Source organism: Pacificimonas flava (assembly GCF_000342165.1).
Taxonomy (GTDB): Bacteria; Pseudomonadota; Alphaproteobacteria; order Sphingomonadales; family Sphingomonadaceae; genus Pacificimonas; species Pacificimonas flava.
Map to the genome: position 1 here is coordinate 311119 of NZ_AMRV01000002.1, position 23313 is coordinate 334431.

Annotated in this window: 19 protein-coding genes, 1 tRNA gene and 1 pseudogene; 10 read left to right on the forward strand and 11 right to left on the reverse strand. The window is 66.1% G+C overall.

Annotation, left to right across the window (positions count from 1 at the left end; all coding sequences use genetic code 11):
* Positions 1-97: 97 nt before the first annotated feature.
* From msrB to radC, 3 genes are all read right to left on the reverse strand, one after another.
* Positions 98-541, reverse strand: a complete 444-nt coding sequence (msrB, locus tag C725_RS04170; RefSeq protein ID WP_008600357.1) for a peptide-methionine (R)-S-oxide reductase MsrB — start codon at positions 539-541, stop codon at positions 98-100.
* A gap of 71 nt (positions 542-612) precedes the next feature.
* Positions 613-1914, reverse strand: coding sequence for an adenylosuccinate lyase (purB, locus tag C725_RS04175; RefSeq protein WP_008600358.1), 1302 nt, complete (start codon positions 1912-1914; stop codon positions 613-615).
* A gap of 82 nt (positions 1915-1996) precedes the next feature.
* Positions 1997-2695: a RadC family protein gene (gene radC / locus C725_RS04180; protein ID WP_038281449.1), complete on the reverse strand. Its 699-nt coding sequence runs from the start codon at positions 2693-2695 to the stop codon at positions 1997-1999.
* A gap of 82 nt (positions 2696-2777) precedes the next feature.
* Between radC and C725_RS04185 the strand changes: the two genes are divergently transcribed.
* Positions 2778-3248, forward strand: a complete 471-nt coding sequence (locus tag C725_RS04185) for a GNAT family N-acetyltransferase (RefSeq protein ID WP_008600360.1) — start codon at positions 2778-2780, stop codon at positions 3246-3248.
* Positions 3249-3261: 13 nt separating this feature from the next.
* On the opposite strand, the gene map is transcribed toward C725_RS04185, so the two are convergent.
* Positions 3262-4080, reverse strand: coding sequence for a type I methionyl aminopeptidase (gene map, locus C725_RS04190; protein WP_008600362.1), 819 nt, complete (start codon positions 4078-4080; stop codon positions 3262-3264).
* 45 nt (positions 4081-4125) lie between these two features.
* Here map and C725_RS04195 point away from each other — a divergent pair, with 45 nt between their 5' ends.
* Complete coding sequence (locus C725_RS04195) at positions 4126-4884, forward strand: competence/damage-inducible protein A (protein WP_008600363.1); 759 nt, start codon at positions 4126-4128, stop codon at positions 4882-4884.
* Between the two features lie 21 nt (positions 4885-4905).
* Here C725_RS04195 and C725_RS04200 read toward each other — a convergent pair whose 3' ends face one another.
* On the reverse strand, positions 4906-5703 hold the full coding sequence (locus C725_RS04200) for a DUF1206 domain-containing protein (protein ID WP_008600364.1): 798 nt from the start codon (positions 5701-5703) through the stop codon (positions 4906-4908).
* 167 nt (positions 5704-5870) lie between these two features.
* On the opposite strand from C725_RS04200, the gene C725_RS04205 reads away from it, so the two are divergent.
* Positions 5871-5958: transfer RNA gene (locus tag C725_RS04205), tRNA-Leu, on the forward strand.
* Positions 5959-5976: 18 nt separating this feature from the next.
* Here the strand turns inward: C725_RS04205 and C725_RS04210 are convergent.
* Both C725_RS04210 and C725_RS04215 read right to left on the reverse strand, forming a co-directional pair.
* Positions 5977-7583, reverse strand: a pseudogene (locus C725_RS04210) (diguanylate cyclase domain-containing protein).
* Between the two features lie 134 nt (positions 7584-7717).
* Positions 7718-9268, reverse strand: a complete 1551-nt coding sequence (locus C725_RS04215) for an MFS transporter (RefSeq protein ID WP_008600367.1) — start codon at positions 9266-9268, stop codon at positions 7718-7720.
* Positions 9269-9490: 222 nt separating this feature from the next.
* Here C725_RS04215 and C725_RS04220 point away from each other — a divergent pair, with 222 nt between their 5' ends.
* From C725_RS04220 to C725_RS04245, 6 genes are all read left to right on the forward strand, one after another.
* A complete protein-coding gene (locus tag C725_RS04220; RefSeq protein ID WP_008600369.1) occupies positions 9491-12856 on the forward strand; it encodes an amidohydrolase family protein in 3366 nt (1121 codons plus the stop codon).
* A gap of 578 nt (positions 12857-13434) precedes the next feature.
* Positions 13435-14931 carry a CoA-acylating methylmalonate-semialdehyde dehydrogenase gene (locus C725_RS04225; protein ID WP_008600371.1) on the forward strand — a complete coding sequence of 499 codons (1497 nt, stop codon included), beginning with the start codon at positions 13435-13437 and terminating at the stop codon, positions 14929-14931.
* A gap of 50 nt (positions 14932-14981) precedes the next feature.
* Positions 14982-15527, forward strand: a complete 546-nt coding sequence (locus C725_RS15220) for a hypothetical protein (RefSeq protein WP_008600372.1) — start codon at positions 14982-14984, stop codon at positions 15525-15527.
* Positions 15524-16753, forward strand: a complete 1230-nt coding sequence (locus C725_RS04235; RefSeq protein WP_008600373.1) for a CaiB/BaiF CoA transferase family protein — start codon at positions 15524-15526, stop codon at positions 16751-16753. Before C725_RS15220 ends, C725_RS04235 begins: the two co-directional genes overlap by 4 nt.
* A gap of 105 nt (positions 16754-16858) precedes the next feature.
* Positions 16859-17746, forward strand: a complete 888-nt coding sequence (locus C725_RS04240; RefSeq protein ID WP_008600374.1) for a DMT family transporter — start codon at positions 16859-16861, stop codon at positions 17744-17746.
* Positions 17746-18993: an MFS transporter gene (locus C725_RS04245; protein WP_008600375.1), complete on the forward strand. Its 1248-nt coding sequence runs from the start codon at positions 17746-17748 to the stop codon at positions 18991-18993. The genes C725_RS04240 and C725_RS04245 overlap by 1 nt, the downstream gene beginning before the upstream one ends.
* Here the strand turns inward: C725_RS04245 and C725_RS04250 are convergent.
* Together C725_RS04250 and C725_RS04255 are read right to left on the reverse strand one after the other, a co-directional pair.
* The gene (locus C725_RS04250) at positions 18990-19301 is read right to left on the reverse strand and encodes an acylphosphatase (RefSeq protein ID WP_078056133.1); all 312 of its coding nucleotides are present in this window, start codon (positions 19299-19301) and stop codon (positions 18990-18992) included. The two genes, C725_RS04245 and C725_RS04250, sit on opposite strands and share 4 nt — an antisense overlap.
* Positions 19279-20514, reverse strand: coding sequence for a dicarboxylate/amino acid:cation symporter (locus C725_RS04255; RefSeq protein WP_008600378.1), 1236 nt, complete (start codon positions 20512-20514; stop codon positions 19279-19281). Before C725_RS04255 ends, C725_RS04250 begins: the two co-directional genes overlap by 23 nt.
* A 125-nt stretch (positions 20515-20639) precedes the next feature.
* On the opposite strand from C725_RS04255, the gene C725_RS04260 reads away from it, so the two are divergent.
* Entirely contained in the window at positions 20640-21506 is an 867-nt protein-coding gene (locus tag C725_RS04260; RefSeq protein WP_008600379.1) for an SDR family oxidoreductase, read from the forward strand.
* Positions 21507-21522: 16 nt separating this feature from the next.
* On the opposite strand, the gene C725_RS04265 is transcribed toward C725_RS04260, so the two are convergent.
* Together C725_RS04265 and dapB are read right to left on the reverse strand one after the other, a co-directional pair.
* Entirely contained in the window at positions 21523-22521 is a 999-nt protein-coding gene (locus C725_RS04265) for an LLM class flavin-dependent oxidoreductase (RefSeq protein ID WP_008600380.1), read from the reverse strand.
* Complete coding sequence (dapB, locus tag C725_RS04270) at positions 22518-23312, reverse strand: 4-hydroxy-tetrahydrodipicolinate reductase (protein ID WP_008600381.1); 795 nt, start codon at positions 23310-23312, stop codon at positions 22518-22520. The genes C725_RS04265 and dapB overlap by 4 nt, the downstream gene beginning before the upstream one ends.
* Position 23313 lies beyond the last annotated feature (1 nt).

A 23313-nucleotide genomic window follows, 5' to 3' on the forward strand; every position in this document is an offset into this window, starting at 1 on the left:
TCGGGGGGGGTATCGGGCGCTGGCGAGTCAGGGAAAGAACGAAGTCCCCCCCGGCTGGTTCCCGCGAAGATCAATTTTTTTCGCGGCCCGCGATTTGCTAATCATGGGGCGTGAAATCGAGCGCCGCGCCGTTCAGACAGTACCGCTTCCCCGTGGGCGCGGGACCGTCGTTGAAGACATGGCCAAGATGTCCCCCGCACCGCGCGCAGTGAACTTCCGTCCGCGGCACGACCAGCTTGAAATCGGTCTTGGTCTCGACCCCGTCTGTGCCCTCCTCCTCCGATGGCAGCGGCGCGTAGAAGCTCGGCCAGCCGGTGCCGCTTTCATACTTGGTGTCCGAGGGAAAGACGGGATTGCCGCAGCCCGCACAAGCGAACATGCCGGCACGCTTTTCGTCATTCAGCGGGGAGGAGCCGGGCGGCTCCGTCGCGTCCTTGCGCAGCACGGCATATTGTTCGGGCGTCAGGTCGCGGCGCCACTCCTCGTCGGATTTGCCGGCTTCGCGCTTGTCGCCGGAACGAAAGGGATTGGAGATGGTCATGACGCTATAATACGCACGCGCACCTCCACGTTCCCTTGCGGCGGCAGCGGGCGCCGCCCCGTGCCCGGCCCCTATTCCCCGAAAACGCGCGCAAAAATCGTATCGACCTGTTTCAGATGGTAGGCCAGGTCGAAGCGGCTCTCGATCTCTTCGTTGCTCAGTGCGGCGCTGACATCGGGATCGCCCTTCAGCAGTTCCAGCAGACTTTCGCGGCCGTCCGATTCCCACACCTTCATCGCGTTGCGCTGGACCAGACGATACGCGTCCTCGCGGCTGACCCCCGCCTGCGTCAGCGCCAGAAGGACGCGCTGCGAATGGATAAGCCCGCCCATCCGGTCCAGATTCTTCTGCATGCGATCCGGGTAGACGAGAAGCTTGTCCATGACGCCGGTCAGACGCACGAGCGCGAAATCCAGTGTGACCGTGGCATCCGGACCGATCATGCGCTCCACGGACGAATGCGAAATATCGCGCTCGTGCCACAGGGCGACGTTCTCCATCGCCGGCACCGCATAGCCGCGCACCAGCCGTGCGAGACCCGTCAGATTCTCGGTCAGCACCGGGTTGCGCTTGTGCGGCATGGCCGAGGAGCCCTTCTGGCCCGGCGAGAAATACTCCTCCGCCTCCAGCACCTCCGTACGCTGCAGGTGGCGGATCTCGACCGCCAGCCGCTCCACAGAGGAGGCGACGACGCCCAGCGTCGCGAAATACATGGCGTGCCGGTCGCGCGGGATGACCTGCGTCGAGACGGGTTCCGGCTTCAGACCCATCTTCGCCGCAACATGCTCCTCGACGCGCGGATCGATGTTGGCGAACGTGCCGACGGCGCCGGAGATGGCGCATGTCGCGACCTCCTCCCGTGCGGCGCGCATGCGATCGAGGCAGCGATCGAATTCGGCATAGGCCTGCGCCAGCTTCAGGCCGAACGTGGTCGGTTCCGCGTGGATGCCGTGACTGCGGCCGATGGTGACGGTCGTCCGGTGCTCATAGGCGCGCCGTTTCAGCACCGCGAGCAAGGCCTCCAGATCGGCGATGATCAGGTCGGCGGCGCGCACGAGCTGCACGTTCAGGCAGGTGTCGAGCACATCGGAGGAGGTCATCCCCTGGTGCACGAAGCGCGCCTCCTCGCCGACATGCTCCTGCAGGCTGGTCAGGAAGGCGATGACGTCGTGCTTCACCTCCCGCTCGATCTCGTCGATGCGCGCCACGTCGAATCCGCCGCGCTCCCAGACCGCTTTCGCCGCCTCCTTCGGGACGACGCCGAGGTCGGCCAGTGCATCCATCGCATGCGCCTCGATCTCGAACCAGATCTGGAATTTTGTTTCCGGTTCCCAGATTTGCGTCATTTCCGGGCGGCTGTAGCGGGGGATCATGTGTAATTCGGCTCCTTCGTCAGCGCGCGCCTAGCAGAGCGTGTCTTTTGCGGCAACGCGGGGCGCCCCTCCATGAGGTCCGCTAGATCAGGCCCTGGGCCTTGAAGCTGACATTGCCGTCCTTCGCGACGATGAGGTGATCGTGAACCAGAATGTTGAGCGGGCGGCAGGCGGCCATGATCTGCTTCGTCAGCTCGATATCGTCACGGCTGGGGCTGGCATCGCCCGACGGGTGGTTGTGCACCAGGATCAGTGCGGAGGCCGAAGCATCGAGGGCGATCTTCACGACCTCCCGAATATGCACGGCCGCCTGATTGACCGTTCCCTCCGTCATGACGACGTCGCGTATCAGCACGTTCTTCGTATCGAGCAGCAGCACGCGAAACTGCTCGCGCGGGCGGTGCGCCATGGCGGCGCGCAGATAATCCTCCACCGCCGACCAGCTCGACAGCATCTGCCGGCCCATGACCTTGCCCCGGAGCAGGCGCAGCGCGGCGGCGTTGACGAAACGGATGGCGGCGACGGACTGCGCGCCCATACCCTTCACGCGCAGAAGCTCGTCGTCGCTGGCCGCGAACACGCCGCCGAAGGTGCCGAACTCCTCGATCAGGCGCTTGGCGATCGGCTTGGTGTCGCCCTGCCGATGCGCAAAGGTCAGGAGATATTCAAGAAGCTCATAGTCAAGAAAGGCATCGCCCCCGCCCTCGGCCATACGCGCCCGCATTCGCGCGCGGTGATCCCGCTTCCCCGGATCCGCTCCAGCTCCCGCTCCCGCTCCCATACCAGCGACCTAGACCGCCTTTCATGCCAACGGCAAGCGGCCGGTTTGCGTTCTGCCCCACGATCTTCGTAAAGCGCGCAGGATGATCATTCGCGAATATCGAGAAGGCGATGCCGCCGGCCTGACGAAGCTGGTGCGAACATCCATCACGGTCCTGGGCACGCGCGACTATGACGAGGAGCAGCTACGCACATGGGCGGCCCGCTTTTCCGACGACACACCGCTGAAAAAGCGCTTGGGCGACGGACGGCTGGTACTGGTCGCAGAAACCGAAGGCGGGCAGCCCGCGGCCTTTATCGACCTGGAAGCGGACGGGCACATCGACTTCCTCTATGCCTCGCCCGCTGCCGCTGGTTCGGGCGCCGTGGAGGCGCTGTACCGTGCGCTGGAGGAGCGCGCCAGAATGGCGGCGCACAGCCGGCTTTATACGGAGGCGAGCGAGATGGCGCGGCGCTTCTTCAAACGCCGCGGGTTCAGGGTGCTCGGGCGCCGGGATTTCGACATGGACGGCGTGCCGATGCACAATTTCGCCATGGAAAAACGTCTCGGCTAAGCCCCCGACGGGATCAGAAGGCGTAGGGAGGCTTGTCGAGGCCCGCGGGCGACTTCGTGAAAATCTCTGCGCCGCTGTCGGTGATGCCGATCGAATGTTCGAACTGCGCGGAGAGCTGACGGTCACGCGTGACGGCGGTCCAGCCGTCCGACAGGATCTTCACATCATGCCGGCCGAGATTGATCATCGGTTCGATGGTGAAGAACATGCCGGGCTTCAGCTCCGGCCCCTGCCCCGGCCGCCCGGCATGAACGATGGAGGGTTCGGAATGGAAGACGCGGCCCAGACCATGGCCGCAGAAATCGCGCACGACGGAGCAGCGTTCGCCCTCCGCAAAGGTCTGGATGGCGTGGCCGATATGGCCGACCGTGTTGCCGGGCCGGGCCACCTCTATGCCGCGCATCAGGCATTCATAGGTGATCTCGACGAGACGCTCTGCCTTCTTGGAAACGTCGCCCACCAGAAACATGCGGCTGGTGTCGCCGTGCCAGCCATCGGCGACAACGGTGATGTCGATATTGGCGATGTCGCCCTTCTGCAGCTTCTTGGGGCCGGGGATCCCGTGGCACACGACATGATTCACGCTGATGCAGCTTGAGTGGGAATAGCCCCGATAGAAGATCGTCGCCGGCACGGCGCCGTTTTCCCGCGCGAAATCGTAGATCATGTCGTCGAGGTCGCGCGTGACCGCGCCCGGGACGACATGCGGGGCGATCATGTCGAGCGCCGCGGCAGCGATGCGCCCGGCCTTTCGCATGCCCTCGAAGGCCTCGGGGCCATGCAGGGCGATGCCGCCATCGTCGATGATCACGTCTTCCAGCGTCTGATCCATTTCGATATGTTCCTTTCGGGCCGCCCGCACGCTAAGCGGAGCCTCATGCCTCGCGCCGACAAAATCTGGACCGCCGGCCTTATCGTCATCGGCGACGAAATCCTGTCCGGGCGAACCCAGGACGCCAACACCGCCTATCTCGCCAAATGGCTGAACGTCGAGGGCATCGTCCTCGCCGGAGTCGAGATCGTTCCTGACGAAATGGGCCGCATCGCCGCCGCCGTCAACCGCGCGCGCGACGCCTATGACTATGTCTTCACCACCGGCGGCATCGGTCCGACCCATGACGACATCACCGTCGACGCCGTGGCGGATGCGCTCGGCCGCCCGGTGGTCGTCCATCCCGAGGCGCGCGACATGCTGCAACGCTATTACGGCGATGCGCTGAACGAGGCGCGGCTGCGCATGGCCCGCGTGCCGGAGGGGGCGGAACTGATGCCGAACCCGGTCTCGGGCGCGCCGGGCATCAAGGTGGATGGGACAATGTTCCTGATGGCCGGGGTTCCCAAGATCACGCAGGGGATGCTCGCGGGACTTTCCGGTCAGCTGGAGGGGGGCCGTCCCGTCGTCGACCGCACCATCGGCGCCTGGACGGGCGAAACGGCCGTTGCGGACGCCTTGCTGCGCGTGGAACGCGAAAAGCCGGGGGTCCAGATCGGCTCCTACCCCTTCTGGCGGGACGGCCGCGTGGGCTGCAATTTCGTGATCCGCGCGCGCGATGAAGCCGTTCTGGCCGACGCAGCGCAGCGTCTGTCACGCGCGCTGCGCGAGGCGGGAGCCGAACCGATCAACGGCGGCATATAGCGCCGGACGCCGCGGGTGCCGTCAGCGCACCTGCGCCTTCAGCCGTGCGATGATGTCGTCGTCGCGGATCGTCCGATACCGCGCCATGACGAGGCTGTAGACCCCGAAGAGCAGCAGCCCGATCGCCACCAGCGTGAACAGCCAGCCCGTATCGCGCAGAGAGGTCAGCGCCTGCTCTATGCCGCCGACCGCCTCTGGCCGGCCCGCCAGCATGTGCGACAGGATCTGCCAGCCGATGACGAGAAATACGATGGCGCGCGCACCGAATCCGACCCGGCCGATCGGCTCTGCCAGCCTTGGCACATCGGGATCGAGTTCGGCCATGAAATGCGCGGTATAGGCTTTCTTCGCCTGCGACAGCGCAGCAAGCAGGAAGCCGAGGCCGACCAGGTAAAGAAGGATGTCGCCCCCCGGCATGGCAGCCACTGTCCCCGCGGCTTCGCCGGTTTGCTGTCCGCCCCCGGCCGGCCCTCCGGAATCGCCGAACGCCCCTTTCAGTGCAACATAGGCGAGAAACAGGTGCGCCAGTCCGCTGGCAGCGTGGCCGATACGCTCGCCGACTGCCTTTGCGCCCGTTCCATGAGCGTCGAGACCGATGGCCGCGCCGTAAAGACGGTAGATGCCGTACCCGACAAGGCCGAGGCCGACGAGCGCCAGCAGCGCGGTTCCGGCCGGCGCATCCTTGATTTCCGCCAATATGCCGGTCGGACCCGGAGATCCGGCCGTCGTCAGCGCGAAATATCCGAGCAGGATATAAACCACCGCGCGGGCAAGGAAGCCCAGCCGCGCGAATGTCTGCAAGCGGGTAATCCGTTCCATGTTCCTTGTCCCTCTCTCGACCCTTTGCAGGATCGGACGCGTAGACGGGCAGCGAGTTCCGGTTGACGTAGCATTATGAAGCGGCCCGCGGCGCTACGTGCAGCTTGAGCGGTACGGGGGAAGGTATTAACGGCAGCGCGTTCGCCCAAATTTCCGAACGTCAACGTGCCCGCGTGGCGGAATTGGTAGACGCAAGGGACTTAAAATCCCTCGGAGGTTTCCTCCTTGCCGGTTCGATCCCGGCCGCGGGCACCATCCCTCCCTGCCGCGGCGTCACGCGCGCAGCGAGCGGTGCGCACCGGCCACCGCGCCGCGCCGCGCTGTATTCATATCGGAAACGAGCCGGATGTGCGGCGTGCCGAAACGGCACATTCGGCCGCGCCCGGCACTTTTCGCCTGATAAAGCGCAACGTCGGCGGCGGCGACGAGATCGGTGAACCGCCGCCCGTCATAGGGCGCGCTCGCCATACCGATGCTCGCACCCGCCGCAATGGAGATGCCAAGGGCCTCGACGGGACGATCAAGAGAGGCGAGGAACCCGCGGGCCAGGTCGAGCGCCCTGTCCTCTGCGCCCTCCCCGGCCACGAACGCAGCGAACTCGTCCCGCCGAGCCGTGCGGCCGTGCCGCGAACGCGTGAAGCGGCCCGCCCCAGCCGGTGAGCGATCCCCTGCAACAGCGCATCGCCCACGGGGTGACCGTAAGTGTCGTTAACCGGTTTGAAGCGGTCCAGGTCGACGAGAATTAGCGTTGCGGGCTGTCGCGCCGACAAGGCTGCTTCCAATTGCTCCTGGAAGGCACGCCGGTTCGGCAGCATGGTGAGGGCGTCGTGGCGGGCGGAATGCGACAGTTCCGCAATCGTCTGCGACATGCCGCTAAGGCTGCGAGCCATACGCCCGAACACGTCACCGCCGCGAATATCCAGCGCGACCTGACGGCCGGCCGCCACCTCGTCGACGGCTGCACCGAGCGCGTCTATGGGACGGCTGAGACGCCTGGCAAGCAGCCAGCTCGCAGCCAGGACGACCAGAAGGACGAGCAGACAGATGGTGGCTGCGTCGATGGCGACGCTGCGATACTCTGCCGTTGCTGCAGCCAGCGAAAAGGAGAGGACGAAATACTCGCGCCGGGAATCGCGGAGGAGCGCCGGAAGCGGCAGCACCCGGGTCACCGCCCCCTCCGCTCGAACCGTGACCGCCTCCCGCTGCGGATTGTCGCTCAGCCGCCGCTTCAAACCTTCCGGCAGGGCAGCACCCTTTTCTATGCGAACCCGCATGAACGGCGGCGGCGCGAAGCTGCTGCCGGCGAGGCCGCGACCGTCGAGCCGCTCCCCGAACAGGACCCAGCCGATCCGCTGGGGCGCATCGACCGGCTCTGCCACCGTCCAGTATGTTTCGTTGCCGAGGACGAGCGTTCCGTTGCGGCGTTCGGCTTCGAGGGCCTGGATCAACGCCGCGCCTGGCACCGAGCCCTGCCGCCGCTCTCCGGCCACCGCCCCTTCCGTACCGATGAAGAGAGCGAGAGGGCGCCCGCCGCGGCGGGCGAGGTTGAGCAGTGCGGACTCGATGGTGGGGGTATCGCCGGTCGCGGCCGCCCGGCGGAATCCGAAGTCCTTGGCAAGCAGAGACGCCTCGCCGTGCATGGTGCGCGCGGCGGCGTTCCATTCCCGTTCGAAGCGTGCCGCGGTCTCCGTCATGTCGCGCTGGGCGTGGGCGCTTGCCGTATCCGCGATGGAAATCTGAATGCCGAGCAGCGCCAGGCCGATCGCGCCGGTGAACAGGGCCGCAAACATCAACGCTATTCGAACGGTAAAACTACCCACCATCCCCACCATGAACCCTTCCGGGCGGCTGGAACGGAGACGCAGTCCGAGCAGTCCCATTCACGCGCCGCCACGGATCCGAGTGCTAAATCGAGGCAGGTTTCCAAAAGGTGAACTTTGCAACTACATGTTGAATAACTTAAATTTATGTCAAGTTGGATGTAAATACAACCACTATCGTTTTACTTGAGACTTCACCTTTGCGCGATATTCGTTTCGCTCTCGTTTCTGTCCTTCAGGTCTTTCAGGTCTTTCAGGTCTTTCAGGTCTTTCAGGTTTTGCTCATGCTGCTCACGGGTCAACGAATAGAGGCTGATGACTGCCACCATGCTGAGCCATAGCGCCAGAATGGTCGGAACATAGACGCTGCCGAGACGGGCCAACGTCGCCTCCGGAACCTGGCCCTGTTGCGCGCCGGCGGCGAGGCCGACGCCTGTCACGATGAAACCGGCAAGGACGATGCCGCCGCCTTCGCCGCATTTTCGCATGAAGGTCGTGGCGGCGAAGAACAGACCCTCGGACCGGCGGTGCGTCTTCAGCTCTGCCTCCTCGACCAGATCGGCGATCATGCTGGCGGCAAGAATCTGATAGGCGATCAGAAGACCGACATCGATCGTCGTCGCGATCAGGATGATGGGGAACAGGATCGGATCGCCATTGGCCGGCATCAATCCGATCAGGCGCAGGAATATGGGAAGCGGCGAGCCGAGAAATGCGATCAGACCGATACCGATCGCAGCGCGTTTCTTGCCTGCGCGGCGGCCGGCCCAGGGCGCCAGGAGCGAACCTATGATCGCCGAGAGGAAGACGCCGGCGGTGATCAGGCCGATCTGCTGCGAACTGAACCCCCAGAAATAGGTGCTGAAATAAAAGGCGAGTCCTGCCGACAGGCCGCTGGCGATGTAACCCAGCAGCGATGCACCGAACAACGCCTTGAACGACCGGCTGGCAAGCGTTTCGAAGATTTCGCGGAAGATGGTTCTCAGCGTCAGCCGTCTCGGCGGCGGCGCCTCCGGCAGCCGTTTGATGTGCCCGTGCGTGCCGAGCGCGGAGACCATGATGGCCGCAAACATCAGCGCCGAGGCGACGAGGCCGTAGGTGCCGTAGGCGTCCGGATTGAACTGCCCGTTCGGAATCGCAACGGTTGCGAACAGCGGAAAGATCAGCGCGAAGTTCGCCACCGTCATGGCATTCCCGCCTGTCCAGCCAAAGAAGTAGCGCCAGCTGAGCAGCCTCGATCGTCCGTCATAGTCGCTGACGAGTTCGGGCGCGAGCGCGGCGGAGGGGGTTTCGTAAAAGGTGATGAAGGTTCGGATGATGATCGAAAGAATGAGGACGTGCCAGAAAAGCTGCGTCGGCCCCCATCCCTCTGGCGGGTTCCAGAGGAAATAGTAGCTGGCCGCGACGGGTATCGCGGATGCATACATGAAGGGATGACGCCGCCCCCAATCGGACCGGAAATTGTCTGACCAATAGCCGGCGATCGGATCGCTGAACGCGTCGCAAACGAGGGCGACCAGCAGCGCGATGGACACGAGACGCGCATCGAGACCAATGACCTGCGCATAAAACAGCAGCAGGAAATATTTGAAGCCGCCATCCTTGATGCCATAGGCCACCGCGCCGAAGCCATAGGCGAAGCTGGTGCCGACGCCGGGCGTGCCGGGGGCTGCCACGGGCCCCTCCCGCTGCGGCGCAAGTTCCTTTTCCAGAATGGCGCTTTCCACGCCGGCCGGTTCGGCCATTCACGCTCTCCCCACGGACAAAGCGGAACGGTCGCGCCGTCTTCGCCCACGCATTGCCGAGCCCGCCTCTCGCCCGAAGCTAGAAACCGTTCCCCGCCCTGACCAGCTATCTTAAGAGGGGATGACCGACCGTGCGCGGGCCCGAAGTACAGAGGTGACGCGCGCCCGCGCCATCCGTAAGGACGCCGGGCACAATGTATCGGAAGAGGGGGAAATCTTCACATGAAACGCCAGTTCGCGGCCTTTGCTGCCGGTCTTCTCGCCACCACCGCCTTTGCGCAGGCCCAGCCGGAGCCCGCGCCCGGCGAGCCGCCGGTCAAGGAGAGCGAGGCACCGGAGGACCAGAACACGCGCGAAGTGACGCCGCCCGAACCGCTGCCGCGCCCGCAGGACGAGACTGCAGACGGCGCGACGCCACAGGCCGCGCCCCCCGCTGCGCCCATAGAAGCGGCGGAAGAATCCGACTGGGACGTCAACAATCCCCAGGGCGCGCAGCTGACGCAGGTGCCGATCCGAACGGACGAGGGCACGTGGATGGACGTGGATGTTAGCCCCGACGGCCGCACGGTCGCCTTCACCCTGCTCGGCGACATCTATACCATGCCGATCACGGGCGGGACGCCGACGCGCATCGCCGAGGGGCTGGCCTGGGAGGTGCACCCCCGCTTCTCGCCGGATGGCACGCGCATCGCCTTCACCTCCGATCGGGGCGGCGGCGACAATATCTGGGTGATGAACGCCAATGGCAGCGACAAGCGGCAGGTGACGAAGGAGGATTTCCGCCTCCTCAACCAGCCGACCTGGTCGCCGGACGGCCGGTTCATCGCGGCAAAGAAGCACTTCACCACCGGCCGTTCGCTCGGCACGGGCGAGATCTGGCTCTACCACGTCTCCGGCGGTGCCGGCATTCAGCTGGTCGAACGTCCGAACGAGCAGTTCCAGAAGGAGCTGGGCGAGCCGATCTACGCGCCCGACGGCAAGTCCATCTACTATACCTTCAACATCACGCCCGGACCGATCTTCGAATATGCGCAGGATTCCAACACGGACCTGTTCAACATCGAGCGCTACGACCTTGAAACCGGCAAGGTGACGACAGCCATTTCCGGCTATGGCGGCGCGGTGCGCCCCACGCCCTCGCCAGACGGCAGCAAAATCGCCTTCGTGCGCCGCGAGAACACGCAGTCGAAGCTGTATATCAAGGACCTGGAAACCGGCACCGAGCGCAAGATTTACGACGATCTCGACCGCGACGTGCAGGAAACCTGGGCGGTCACCGGCGTCTACCCGAACATGGACTGGATGCCGGATTCGGAGTCCATCGTCTTCTGGGCCGGCGGCAAGATCCACCGCATCGATGCCGACGGCAGCAACGAGGCGGTCATCCCCTTCGCCATCGACGACACCCGCGGCATGTCGGCCGCGCCGCACCCGAAGATCGAGGTCGGCGAGCCATCGGTGAACGTCACCATGCCGCGCTTCGCGGAGGTTTCGCCGGACAGCCGCACCGTCGTCTTCGAAAGCCTGGGCAAGCTCTACACCATGCCGGCTGGCGGCGGCACGCCGAAGCGCCTGACGAGTTCGGATGGCGGGCGCGAAATGTATCCGTCCTGGTCGCGGGACGGAAAGCGCATCGTCTTCGTGCGCTGGACCGATGACGGACTGGGCGAAATCCATACCGTCTCCCCCGGCGGCGGCAACGACCGCAAGGTGACGGCGCAGCCGGGCCATTTCGCGCGCCCGGTCTTCTCCCCGGACGGCGACACCATCGTTTTCGAACGGCGTGAAGGCGGCTATCTGACGGCGCCGCAATATTCCGACAATCCGGGCGTTTACAAGGTATCGGCCGAGGGCGGCACGCCTGTTCTCCTCAATCGTGACATGGCGCGCCCGCATTACGGCGCGTCGAATGATCGCATCTTCATGGTCGGCAGCGAGGACGGCATGCAGACGCTGGTCTCCACCGACACGAACGGTGAGGACAGCCGTACGCACATGAAGGGCGAGATGGTAACCGACTACCGAGTCTCGCCGTCCGGCAAGTTCGTCGCCTTCTCAGAGAATTACGACGCGTTCGTCATGCCCATGATGCCGGGCGCGCAGGCGATCACCATCGACCGCGCGTCGAAGGCGCTACCGGTTGTCGAGGTGTCGGATTCCGGCGCCGACTATGTGAACTGGTCGTCCGGCGGCGACCGGCTGCACTGGTCGCTGGGTCCGACGCTCTACACCGCCATGCTGCGGGACCTGTTCCCCTCCGCGCCGCCGGCGGAGGGCGAGGAGCGCGCCGCCTATCAGCCGCCGCAGACCGGCATCAGCCTGGCACGAACGGTCAGCGCCGACATCCATGAGGGCACCTATGCCATCACCGGCGCCAGGGTCGTGACCATGGCGGGCGAGAATGGCGGCATCGTCGACAATGGCACGATCATCGTCCGCAACAACCGGATCGAGGCGGTCGGCCCGGCAGCGTCCACGACGATTCCTGCGGGCATGCGCACGCTCGATGCGGCCGGCAAGACGATCATCCCCGGCCTGGTCGATGCCCACGCGCATGGTCCGGCCGGCGAGGACGAGCTGGTGCCGCAGCAGAACTGGTCGCTGATGGTGAACCTGGCGCTCGGCACGACCACCATCCACGATCCGTCCAACTCCTCGACCTTCTTCGTCTCCTCCGACATGCAGCGAACGGGCGAGATCGTCGCGCCGCGCATGTTCTCGACCGGGCGGATCATCTACGGTGCGAAGGCACCGGGGGCCTATGCCGACATCGAGACTCTCGACGACGCGCTCGACCATGTCCGCCGCCTGAAGGCGCAGGGCGCAAAGAGCGTGAAGAACTACAACCAGCCGCGCCGCGAACAGCGGCAGATGGTGGTCGAGGCGGGCCGGCAGGAGGACATGCTGGTCGTTGCGGAGGGCGGCTCCCTCTTCGGCATGGACATGAACATCGTCGCGGACGGCAATTCGACGCTCGAACACAACGTCCCCGTCGAAACCATGTACGAGGACGTGCTGCAGTTCATGGGCCAGTCGAACTCCAACTACACCCCGACGCTGGTGGTGGGATATGGCGGCCTGGCCGGCGACCCCTATTGGCGGCAGGCGACCGACGTGTTCGCCCAGCCCCTCCTGCAGGCGCATATCCCGCCGGCCGTGCTGCGCGCGGAAAATGCCCGCCGCATCACGGCGCCTGAGGGCGACTTCGTCGACGACGACGTCGCGCGGGAAGCGAAGAAGCTGGCCGACCGCGGCGTGAAGGTCTCGATCGGCGCGCACGGACAGCAGGCCGGCATCGGATCGCACTGGGAGCTCTGGTCCTTCGTGCGCGGCGGCATGACCCCCATAGAGGCGCTGTCCGCCGGGACGATCACGGCGGCCCAGTCGCTCGGCATGGCAGAGGACATCGGTTCGCTTGAGCCGGGCAAGCTGGCCGACCTGGTGATCCTGAGCGCCGACCCGACGGAGAACATCCGCAATTCGGAACGCGTCGAGAAGGTCGTCCTGGGCGGACGCGTCTACGATGCGGCGACGATGAACGAGACCTTCACCGGCGACCGCGAACGCGCCGCCTATTGGTGGGAATAAGCTGGGGGCATCATGCCCCCCTCCCTCTGCCGTCTGCCGTCTGCGCCCCTCCGCCGCTTCATCGTCACCCCTGCGAAGGCAGGGGTCTACTGCGCCCCCGCGCGTCCAATCTCAACGCGGCGCGGGCGGCTGGGCCCCTGCCTGCGCAGGGGCGACGGTTTAGTGGGGTGAGGCGCGCCTTCTGGTTTCGCCAGTGGTTGGAGATGGTGCCCGTACCTCCGCGCACTCAACGCTGGTTCGGGATGGCGCTCCACCTTCCTTCCTCATCGTCACCCCTGCGGAGGCAGGGGTCCACTGCGTCCCCGTGTGTCTAATCTCAACGCGGGCGCGGGCGGCTGGGCCCCTGCCTTCGCAGGGGCGACGGGGTGTTGGGGGGCGGGGACACGTCTCACCGGCGGTGCGGGCGGCTTCCTGGCTTCGGCGGCGGGGCTTCTCTTATTGGACGCGCGCTTTCGCGTGATACGCACTGCCGCGCTCGCCGTGCTTATTGTTTCGCATGTCGGACGCAGCTTTTGCCGGCGGGCGCGCATTTGATAAGGGCAGCGCCAAGACATTAGAACGAAAGCGAGCGAGCCATCATGCGTCAGATCCAGCATTTCATCGGCGGCGGCGAAGCGGCCGGCGGCGAGCGCAAGCACAAGATCTTCAATCCCTCCACCGGGCAGGTTCAGGCAGAGGTGCTGCTGGGCACGCCCGATACGCTGAACCAGGCGGTCGAGAAGGCGAAGGCCGCGCAGCCCGGCTGGGCCGCCACCAACCCGCAGCGCCGCGCCCGCGTCCTTTTCGATTATAAGCGTCTCGTCGAAGAGCGGATGGACGAGCTTGCGGAGCTTCTGTCCTCCGAACATGGCAAGGTCGTCGCGGACGCGCGCGGCGACGTACAGCGCGGGCTGGACGTCATCGAGTTCGCTTGCGGCATTCCGCACGTTCTGAAAGGGGATTTTACGCAAGGCGCGGGCCCTGGCATCGACGTCTATTCGATGCGCCAGCCGCTCGGCATCGGCGCGGGAATCACCCCCTTCAACTTCCCGGCTATGATTCCGATGTGGATGTTCGGCGTCTCCATTGCCGTCGGCAACGCCATGATCATCAAGCCATCGGAGCGCGACCCCTCCGTCCCCATGCGGCTGGCCGAAGTCATGCTGGAGGCGGGCTTGCCAGAGGGCATCCTGCAGGTGGTGAACGGCGACAAGGAGATGGTCGACGCCATCCTTGACCACAAGGATATCAAGGGCGTCAGCTTCGTCGGCTCCAGCGACATCGCGCACTATGTCTACCGCCGCGGCACGGAGAACGGGAAGCGCGTGCAGGCCATGGGCGGCGCGAAGAACCACGGCATCGTCATGCCGGACGCCGACCTCGACCAGGTCGTGAACGACCTTGCCGGCGCCGCCTTCGGGTCGGCCGGGGAACGCTGCATGGCTCTTCCTGTCGCGGTGCCGGTCGGCGAGAAGACCGCCAACGAACTGCGGGAGGCGATGATCCCCGCCATCGAGAAGCTGCGCGTCGGCGTCTCGACCGACAAGGACGCCGATTACGGCCCGGTCGTCACGGCGGAACACCGGACGCGGGTCGAAAACTGGATCGCGAAGGGCGTCGAGGAGGGCGCCGAACTGGTCGTCGACGGCCGCGGCTTCAGCCTGCAGGGACATGAGGACGGGTTCTTCATCGGCCCCAGCCTGTTCGACCGCGTCACGGCGAAGATGGAAAGCTACAAGGAGGAGATCTTCGGCCCCGTGCTGCAACTTGTTCGCGCGGAGACGTTTGAGGAGGCGCTCGCCCTGCCCTCCACGCACCAGTATGGCAACGGCGTCGCGATCTTCACGCGGAACGGCCATGCCGCGCGCGAATTCGCGGCGCGCGTCGACACCGGCATGGTCGGCATCAACGTCCCCATCCCCGTGCCGGTCGCCTACCACAGCTTCGGCGGCTGGAAGCGGTCGGCCTTCGGCGATCAGGGCCAGCACGGCATGGAAGGCGTTCGCTTCTGGACAAAGCTGAAGACGGTGACGCAGCGCTGGCCGGATGGCGGCGCGGACGAGGGCAATGTCTTCGTCATCCCCACAATGGGCTGAGCGCCAGAACAATCGGCGGCGCCCCGCAATGACAAGTGAAGGACCCTGACATGATCCATGCAGCACGCTTTCTCCTTTGCGGGGCCCTGCCGGCCGCGCTGTTCGCCCTTGCGGCGTGCGGCGAGCCGGCGGAAAACAGCGAAATTCCGCCCGACCCGGAACTGCGCGAGGAGCAGAGCCTGCCGCAGCCGCCGGCTGAGGACATACCGGCGGGCCCGGCGGCGGAAGATGCCGTAAACGCCGCAACGCCCGAGGATCTGCCGGACGTGACGGACGGCCGCATTCCCGGTGATTTCCAGGGCGAGTGGGCGCTCGCGCCCGGCGACTGCGAACCCGGAGCGTCCGATGCGAAGGGGTTGATGACGGTGGCGGGCGACCGCATCACCTTCTACGAATCGCGTGCCCGCGTCACCAACCTGTCCGCAACCGCCGCCAATGAACTGACGGCGGACCTGGCCTTCACGGGAGAGGGGCAGGAATGGACCCGGCGCACGGTCCTGCGACTGGAGGATGCCGGCAAGACGCTGATGCGGTCGGACCAGGAAATGGAGCCGCTTGCCTATAAGCGCTGCGCGGACATCGCCCTTTCGGAATGACGAAGAGCGCCGAAACGCCCCGCCCCGCTCCGCTCGCCGGCCGCCGGGTGCTCGATCTCAGCCGGGTTCTTGCCGGTCCATGGTGCACCATGATCCTGGGCGATCTCGGTGCGGAGGTCGTGAAAGTGGAAAACCCGCGCGGCGGCGACGACACGCGCGGCTGGGGCCCGCCGTTCGCTGCCGGCGAAGCGGCCTATTACCTCTGCGCGAACCGCAACAAGAAAAGCCTGGCGCTCGATTTTTCAGAGCCGGAGGGACAAGCAATCCTGCGTAGCCTCGCCGCCGATGCCGACATTCTGGTTGAAAACTACAAGGCCGGGGGTCTGGGGAAATACGGGCTCGATTACGCGTCGCTGGCGAAGGTCAATCCGCGTCTCGTCTACTGCTCGGTCACCGGCTACGGCCACGCCTCCCCGCTGGCGGCGCGGCCGGGCTATGACTACGTCATCCAGGCAGAGGGCGGGCTGATGTCCGTGACCGGCCCCGCAGACGGCGCGCCGCACAAGGTCGGCGTGGCCGTGGCGGACCTGTTCACCGGCATGGCCGCCGCGCAGGCCTGCCTCGCCGGCCTGATCGCCGCCGACCGCGACGGTCGCGGCCAGCATATCGACATGGCGCTCTACGATTCGCAGCTTGCCATGCTGGCGAATGTGGGCAGCGCCTATCTCGTCTCCGGCAAGGAGCCGGCCCGCTACGGCAACGGCCACGCCACCGTGCTTCCCTATGACCTGTTCGACGCGGCCGACGGACAGATCGTCGTCGCCGTGGGGAATGACCGGCAGTTTCGCGTTTTCGCGGAGGTGCTGATGAAGCGCCCGGACCTGGCCGCCGATGCGCGGTTCGCCACCAATGCCGTGCGGGTTGAAAACCGGGACGCGCTGCTTTCCGAACTGCGGCGGGAAATCGCCGGCCGGCCGGCAGACTATTGGATCGCCGGGATGCGGGAGAATGGCATTCCCTGCGGCGAGGTGCGCAGCGTCGGAGAGGCGCTGACGGCGCCGGAAACCGAGGCGCGGGACATGGTGCGGCGCGTGCCCCATCCGGCCGCGGGCGAAATCTCGCTGGTCGGAAGTCCGCTGAAGTTCGGCGCGACCCCGGTCGTCGAGCCGCGCGCGCCGCCGCTTCTCGGGCAGCATTCGGACGAAATCCTTGCGGGCGCCGGTTATAACGACAATGCGATCGCCGCACTGCGCGCGGACGGCATTGTGGGCGCGGCGCGCTCCTAGCGTCGTTCTGACCGGCGCGGCGGTCGAAGAGGGACAAAGGCCTTTCCCTCTCACAAAGCCGTGATTGACTTGGGGCCAGCAGTCGCGAAACCGGCGGCTGTAGCCATGCACATTCCGCCCGCCGCCATCGCCTATTCCGTCCTCGCCATCGGCCTCCTTTGCGCCATGGACGCCGCCGTGAAGCTTGTGAGCTGGCAGGAGGGGGTGCTGACCGCGACATGGCTGCGCTACCTGTTCGGCGGCCTGCTTCTGATCCCTGCGGCTTTGCTGATGCGCCGCAGGATGCCGGACCGCGCGGGCCTGCGCATCCATGCCCTTCGCGGCCTCCTCCTGACCTTCACCAGCCTGACCTTTTTCCACGGAATCGCCGTGTTGCCGCTGGCGGAGGCGATCACGCTCGCCTTTGTCGCCCCGCTGATGGTGCCGCCGCTGGCCGCCCTGTTCCTGAAGGAGCGGATGCGCGGTCGCGCTGCGCTTGCCGGCGCACTGGGCTTCATCGGCGTCATTGTCACGGTGCAGGGGGCGGACGGCAGCTATTCCGAAGGGAACCGAGGTCTTGCCATCGCCTCTATCTTGGTGTCCGCGACGCTGTATGCGCTTCAGGCGCTGATCCTGCGCGCGCGGGCCCAGCGTGACGACGCCATCTCCATCGCCGCGCTGGCGGGCGTCGTGCCCCTCGCCCTTCTGACGCCGGCCGCGCTCGCCCTGGACGGCCTGCCGGCGACGGCTTCCCTGCCGGCGGCGGCCCTGTCGGGCGCACTCGGCGCGGCGGGAATCCTCATCCTGACGCGCGCCTACGCTCTTGCCGAGGCGCAGGTCCTGATCGTCTTTGAGTATACCGGGCTGTTCTGGGCCGCACTCCTCGGCTGGTTCATCTTCGCGGAGCGGCCGCGCCTGGAGATTTTCCTCGGCGCCGCCATCATCGCAGGGGCCTGCATCCTCGTCAGCCGGGCGGAGCGGCCGGCGCCGCCCGCCGCGCCGAGCGCCGTCTGATGCGCAGACCCGTCTCCAGCGGCGGCGCCTTCCAGCGCAGCGATTTTCGCATGCTGTTCCTGGTCCTGTTCATTACGGCCGCCGGTAACACCGCCCTGCAATCGGTCCTGCCCGCCATCGGCCGCGAACTCGAAATCCCCGATGTCGCCGTCGCGGCCATCTTCAGTGTTTCGGCGCTTCTCTGGACCCTGTCTTCGCCCTTCTGGGCCCGCCAGTCCGACAAGAGGGGCAGGAAGAAACTCGTCATGCTCGGCCTCGGCGGCTACGCCGTGTCGACGCTGTGCTGCGCGCTGGTCATTCTGGCCGGCATCGATCAGCTGATCGGTCCCGCCCTCGTCGTCATTCTGTTCGCGACGTTCCGCGCCATCTTCGGGACCTTCGGCAGTGCCAGCAATCCGGCGGCGCAGGCCTATGTGGCGCAGCGGACGACGACCGCGCAGCGCACCGGCGCATTGTCAGTTCTCGCCAGCGCATTCGGGCTCGGCACCATCGTCGGCCCCGCGCTCGCCCCCTTCTTCATCTTTCCCATCGTCACCCTGTCGGGACCGCTGTTCGCCTTCGCCCTGTTCGCGGTCGTCATCATGCTGCTCGTTCACCGCTATCTGCCACGGGACGACCCGGCGGAGATCGAGCGCACCCGCGCAGCCGGGGAGGGCCGCAAGCGCCTCAGCTGGCTCGACCCCCGCATCCGGCCGTTCGTGATCTACGGCCTCGTCATCGGCAATATGCAGGCGGTGATGGCGCAGACGCTGGGCTTCTTCGTCATCGACACGAGCGGTCTGCCGCCCGCGCAGGCGCAGAGTTACATCGGCCTCGCCATGATGGCCGGCGCCGGGGCGACATTGCTGGCGCAGTGGGGTTTGATCGGCCTTTTCGGCATGGGACCGAAGGAGCTCTTGCGCTGGGGCGCCGGCTGCGCGCTCGTCGGCACGATCGGCATGGTCTTCGCCGACAGCTTCTACACCATCACGATCAGCTTCGCGCTGGCCATGCTCGGCTACGGGTTCGCGCGGCCTGGCTTTTCCGCCGGTGCGTCGCTTGCCGTGCCGATGGAGGATCAGGGCGCATCGGCCGGAACCGTGTCGGCGGTGAACGGCGCATCGTTCATTCTGGCGCCGACGATCGGCGTTGCCCTTTATCAGCTCTGGCCGCACCTGCCCTATGTGCTGAGCGCGGCAGGGCTGGTGGCCATTCTTGTCTTCGCGCTGAAGAATCCGACGCTGTCGGCCCGCTTGGAGGATGGCTAGGCGGTCGGCCGCTTTTCGAACCCCCCGACGACCTGTTCGTCCGTGGCGCGCCGGTCAATGCCCGTAACCAGGGCGCGCTCCGGGCCCTTGTGCATCCGGTCGATCATCGTCTCGACGGCGCCCTCGGTGCCGCACAGCAGCGCCTCCACCGTGCCGTCCTCCACATTGCGGACCCAGCCGCTGACGCCCAGCCGCGATGCCGTTTCCACGGTCCATTTGCGGTAGAAGACGCCCTGCACGCGTCCGCGCACCGTGACGCGCACGCACAGCGGCGGGTCGCGCTCCTCAGACATCGTCGGCCGAGACATATTCCTCGACGTCGATCTCGCCCATCATGTGGGCCGTCGCCACCGTGACCGTGGCATCGCCGGTGACGTTCGTCATGGTCCGCATCATGTCCATGATGTGGTTGATGCCGGCGACGAGTGCGATGGTTTCCAGCGGGATGCCCGCCGCACCGAGAACCAGGCCCATCATGATCAGCCCCGCGCCGGGAACCCCCGCCGTGCCGATCGCACCGAGCGTGCCGGTAATCGCGATCAAAAGATATTGTTCCAGCCCGAGGGTGATGCCGAAGGCCTGCGCGCCGAACAGGGAAACGAGGCCCAGATACATGGCCGTGCCGTTCATATTCACCGTGGCGCCAAGGGAAACGACGAAGCTCGACACGGATGTCGAGACGCCGAGGTTCCGCTGCGCACAGCGCAGGGTGACGGGAATCGTCGCGTTGGAACTTGCGGTCGAATAGGATACCGCCATGGCGTCGAGAATGCCGCGATAGAAATCGGCGACCGGCAGCTTCGTGAAGATGCGGATGATCGACGGGTAGACCAGCGCCAGCAGCAGACCGCAGCCGAGATAGTTGAGGCCGACGAGCTTCGCCAGCGGGATCAGCGCGTCCAGGCCGAACGTGCCGGCGACCCAGGCGATCAGGGCGAACACGCCGAACGGCGTCAGCTCCATGACCAGCATCGTCACCTTTTCCATGACGACCGCGCCGGAATTCATCGCGCGGATCATTGGCAGGCCATCGTCCCCGGCAATCAGGATGCCGACGCCGAACAGGATCGTGAAGGTGATCAGCGGCAGAATGTCGTCCGTGCTCATCACGTTGACGACGTTCTCGGGAACGAAGCGCAGGACCATATCCCGCCATGCGAACGCCTCTGCCGCCGCCGTGTAGTTCTCCGGCAGCGGAATGGAGAGGCCCGTGCCGGGATGCAGGAATGTCCCGAGCGCCAAGCCGATCGCAACGGAGATCGCGCCGGTCACGAAGAAGAACAGAAGCGCCCGCCCGCCAACGGCGCCCAGCTTCCTGACGTCGCCGACCGCCGCGACGCCGGAAACGAGCGAGAAGAAGATCAGCGGCACGACCAGCATCTTGATGGCGGCGATGAACAGGTCACCGATGAACTTGATGCTTTCCGCCCCCGGTCCCCAGGCCAGCCCGGTGACGACACCGAGCACGAGCGCGCCGATGACACGCTGCCATAGCGGAATGGCAAACCAAGCTTTTAGCAAAAAAGGGTCCCCCGAACTGCTCCCGAAACCGCGCCTCTTCTGAAGGAGGCGGCGGGCGAAAGCAATCGCCCTGGCACAGGACCGGCGGACAGGCGTTCGTGGCACAAGCGAAGAAAGGACAGGACATGACGGACAGGACAGAGCCCAGGCAGCCGCAAATTTCGGAAGAGCCCGGCCTTCCGGGCTCGGAAGCGGAGCTGGACCCGAAACCGCAGTGGCAGCCGCGCTATCCAGGGTCCGGACGGCTGAAGGACAAGGTTGCCATCGTGACCGGCGCGGACAGTGGCATCGGCCGCGCGGTCGCCGCGCTGTTCGCACGCGAGGGCGCCGATGTGGCGATCGTCTATCTGGAGGAGCATGAAGATGCCGCCAGGACGAAAGAGATCGTCGAGAGCGAGGGGCAACGCGCCATTACGCTGGCCGGCGATCTGGGCGAGGAAGCCTTCGCCAAGCAGGTGGCGGCGAAGACGATGGAGGCCTTCGGCAAGATCGACATTCTGGTCAACAACGCCGGCGAGCAGCACCCCGACGAGGACGTGACCGACATCACGGAGGCGCAGCTGCGCCGCACGTTCCAGTCGAACATCTTTTCCATGTTCTTCATGGTCCAGGCCGTGCGGCCGCATCTGAAGAGCGGCGCAGCCATCGTGAACTGCACCAGCGTTACCATGTACAAGGGTTCGCCCGAACTCCTCGACTATTCCTCGACCAAGGGGGCCATCACGGCCTTCACCCGCAGCCTGTCCGAAAATCTGATCGAGGACGGCATCCGCGTGAACGCCGTTGCGCCCGGCCCCATCTGGACGCCGCTGAACCCGTCAGGCGGCAAGCCGCCGGAGGAGATACCGGATTTCGGCAAGAACACGCCGATGGGGCGGCCGGGACAACCGAACGAGGTTGCCCCATCCTTCCTGTTCCTGGCGTGCGAGGACGCGAGCTACATTTCCGGCCAGGTGCTGCATCCGAATGGCGGCATGGTGGTGGGGAGCTGAGTCCGCACCACCCGGATCAGGCTGCCGTCTCTCGTGCCAGGTCCGCACGCGCTTCGGCAGCGATCTCGTAGCTGCGGACGCGGCTGTCGAAATCATGGATGGAGGCTGCGACGATCAGTTCGTCCGCGCCTGTCCTGTCCAGAAAGGCACGCACGGAATTCTTTACGGTCGCCTTGCTGCCAATGGCGCTTGCCGAGAGGACACCTTCCAGCCGCGCGCGGGATTGCGGCGGTAGCGCGGCCTCGTAACCCTTTATCGGACGCGGCAGACGGCCCGGCATGCCCTGCCCCAAATTGACGAAGGCCTGCAGCAGAGAGGTCGAGAGGTACTGCGCCTCCTCGTCCGTCTCTGCGGCGACGATATTGTATCCGAGCATGACGTAGGGCTTGTCGAGCCGCGCCGATGGCTGAAACCGCTCCCGGTAGACGGCGATGGCCTCCATCATCGCCGCGGGCGCGAAATGACTGGCAAAGGCGTAGGGTAGGCCGAAATGCGCCGCCACCTGCGCGCCGAAGAGGCTCGAGCCCAGCATCCAGACCGGCACCTGAGCGCCGCTGCCCGGAACAGCCTCGACCGGCCCCTTGCCCTCGAAGTAGCCGAGCAATTCGGCAACGTCCTGCGGGAAGCGTTCGGCGGCGGCGTAGAGATCGCGCTTCATGGCCTGCGCCACCTTGCTGTCGGAGCCGGGCGCGCGGCCGAGTCCCAGATCGATGCGACCCGGATAAAGCGCCTCCAGCGTGCCGAACTGTTCGGCGATCAGAAGCGGCGCGTGATTCGGAAGCATGATGCCGCCCGCGCCGACGCGAATCCGTTCCGTCCCGCCGGCAACATGGCCGATGACGACGGAGGTCGCCGCGCTGGCGATGCCCTGCATGCCGTGATGTTCGGCCAGCCAGAACCGGTTGTAGCCCAACCGCTCGCCCGCCTGCGCCAGCGCCACGGAACTCGCCAGCGACTGGCGGACGTCGCCGCCTTCGACGACCGGTGCCAGATCGAGAATGGAAAAAGGTATCACAGCCCCAGAACGTCCGTCATCGAATAGCGATCCGGTCGGCGTCCGCTCAGCCACAGCGCCGCCCTGACGGCGCCGCGTGCAAAAATCTCCCGGCTCTCCGCCCGGTGCCCCAGTTCCAGCCGCTCGCCGTTCGCCGCGAAGATCACCTGATGATCTCCGGCGACCGATCCGCCGCGCAGTGCCGCCATGCCGATGGCGCCCTCTTTGCGCTTCGCATCCATATCGTCGCGGCCCCGCTCCGCCAGATCGGCGAGCGCGCCGCCGCGCCCGGCCGCCGCCGCTTCGCCGAGCATCACCGCCGTGCCGGAGGGCGCATCGACCTTGTGGCGATGGTGCATCTCCACGATTTCGATGTCCCAGTCGGTACCGAGCGCGGCGGCCGCCTGCCGGACGAGCGCCGCTAGCATGTTGACGCCCAATGACGTGTTCGCCGTTTGCAGCACGGCAATGTGCGCGGCTGCCTCGTCGATCAGGTGATGATGCGCAGCCTCCAGTCCCGTCGTACCGATGACCAGTGCGGTCTTGCCGGCAATGGCCGCCTCGATGTTGCCCTCCAGCGCGCCGGGCGCCGTGAAGTCGATCAGCACGTCGCAGTCGTGCGCCAAGGCGGACGTATTGCCGCCGATGGTGAGGCCGCGCTCACCGATGCTGCGACCCAGCGCGGGATGGCCCGGCGCCTCGACCGCCCCGCCAAGCTGCGCGCCGCCAGCCGCCTGCACCTCCGCGATGATTGCCTGCCCCATGCGCCCGCCCGCGCCCAATATGCCGATGCGGCTTGTCACCTGATCCACT

Bases quoted from the DNA above. Each gene is read 5' to 3' on its own strand.
- msrB (WP_008600357.1), bottom strand. From the start codon at position 541: ATGACCATCTCCAATCCCTTTCGTTCCGGCGACAAGCGCGAAGCCGGC.
- purB (WP_008600358.1), bottom strand. From the start codon at position 1,914: ATGATCCCCCGCTACAGCCGCCCGGAAATGACGCAAATCTGGGAACCG.
- radC (WP_038281449.1), bottom strand. From the start codon at position 2,695: ATGGGAGCGGGAGCGGGAGCTGGAGCGGATCCGGGGAAGCGGGATCAC.
- C725_RS04185 (WP_008600360.1), top strand. From the start codon at position 2,778: ATGATCATTCGCGAATATCGAGAAGGCGATGCCGCCGGCCTGACGAAG.
- map (WP_008600362.1), bottom strand. From the start codon at position 4,080: ATGGATCAGACGCTGGAAGACGTGATCATCGACGATGGCGGCATCGCC.
- C725_RS04195 (WP_008600363.1), top strand. From the start codon at position 4,126: ATGCCTCGCGCCGACAAAATCTGGACCGCCGGCCTTATCGTCATCGGC.
- C725_RS04200 (WP_008600364.1), bottom strand. From the start codon at position 5,703: ATGGAACGGATTACCCGCTTGCAGACATTCGCGCGGCTGGGCTTCCTT.
- C725_RS04215 (WP_008600367.1), bottom strand. From the start codon at position 9,268: ATGGCCGAACCGGCCGGCGTGGAAAGCGCCATTCTGGAAAAGGAACTT.
- C725_RS04220 (WP_008600369.1), top strand. From the start codon at position 9,491: ATGAAACGCCAGTTCGCGGCCTTTGCTGCCGGTCTTCTCGCCACCACC.
- C725_RS04225 (WP_008600371.1), top strand. From the start codon at position 13,435: ATGCGTCAGATCCAGCATTTCATCGGCGGCGGCGAAGCGGCCGGCGGC.
- C725_RS15220 (WP_008600372.1), top strand. From the start codon at position 14,982: ATGATCCATGCAGCACGCTTTCTCCTTTGCGGGGCCCTGCCGGCCGCG.
- C725_RS04235 (WP_008600373.1), top strand. From the start codon at position 15,524: ATGACGAAGAGCGCCGAAACGCCCCGCCCCGCTCCGCTCGCCGGCCGC.
- C725_RS04240 (WP_008600374.1), top strand. From the start codon at position 16,859: ATGCACATTCCGCCCGCCGCCATCGCCTATTCCGTCCTCGCCATCGGC.
- C725_RS04245 (WP_008600375.1), top strand. From the start codon at position 17,746: ATGCGCAGACCCGTCTCCAGCGGCGGCGCCTTCCAGCGCAGCGATTTT.
- C725_RS04250 (WP_078056133.1), bottom strand. From the start codon at position 19,301: ATGTCTCGGCCGACGATGTCTGAGGAGCGCGACCCGCCGCTGTGCGTG.
- C725_RS04260 (WP_008600379.1), top strand. From the start codon at position 20,640: ATGACGGACAGGACAGAGCCCAGGCAGCCGCAAATTTCGGAAGAGCCC.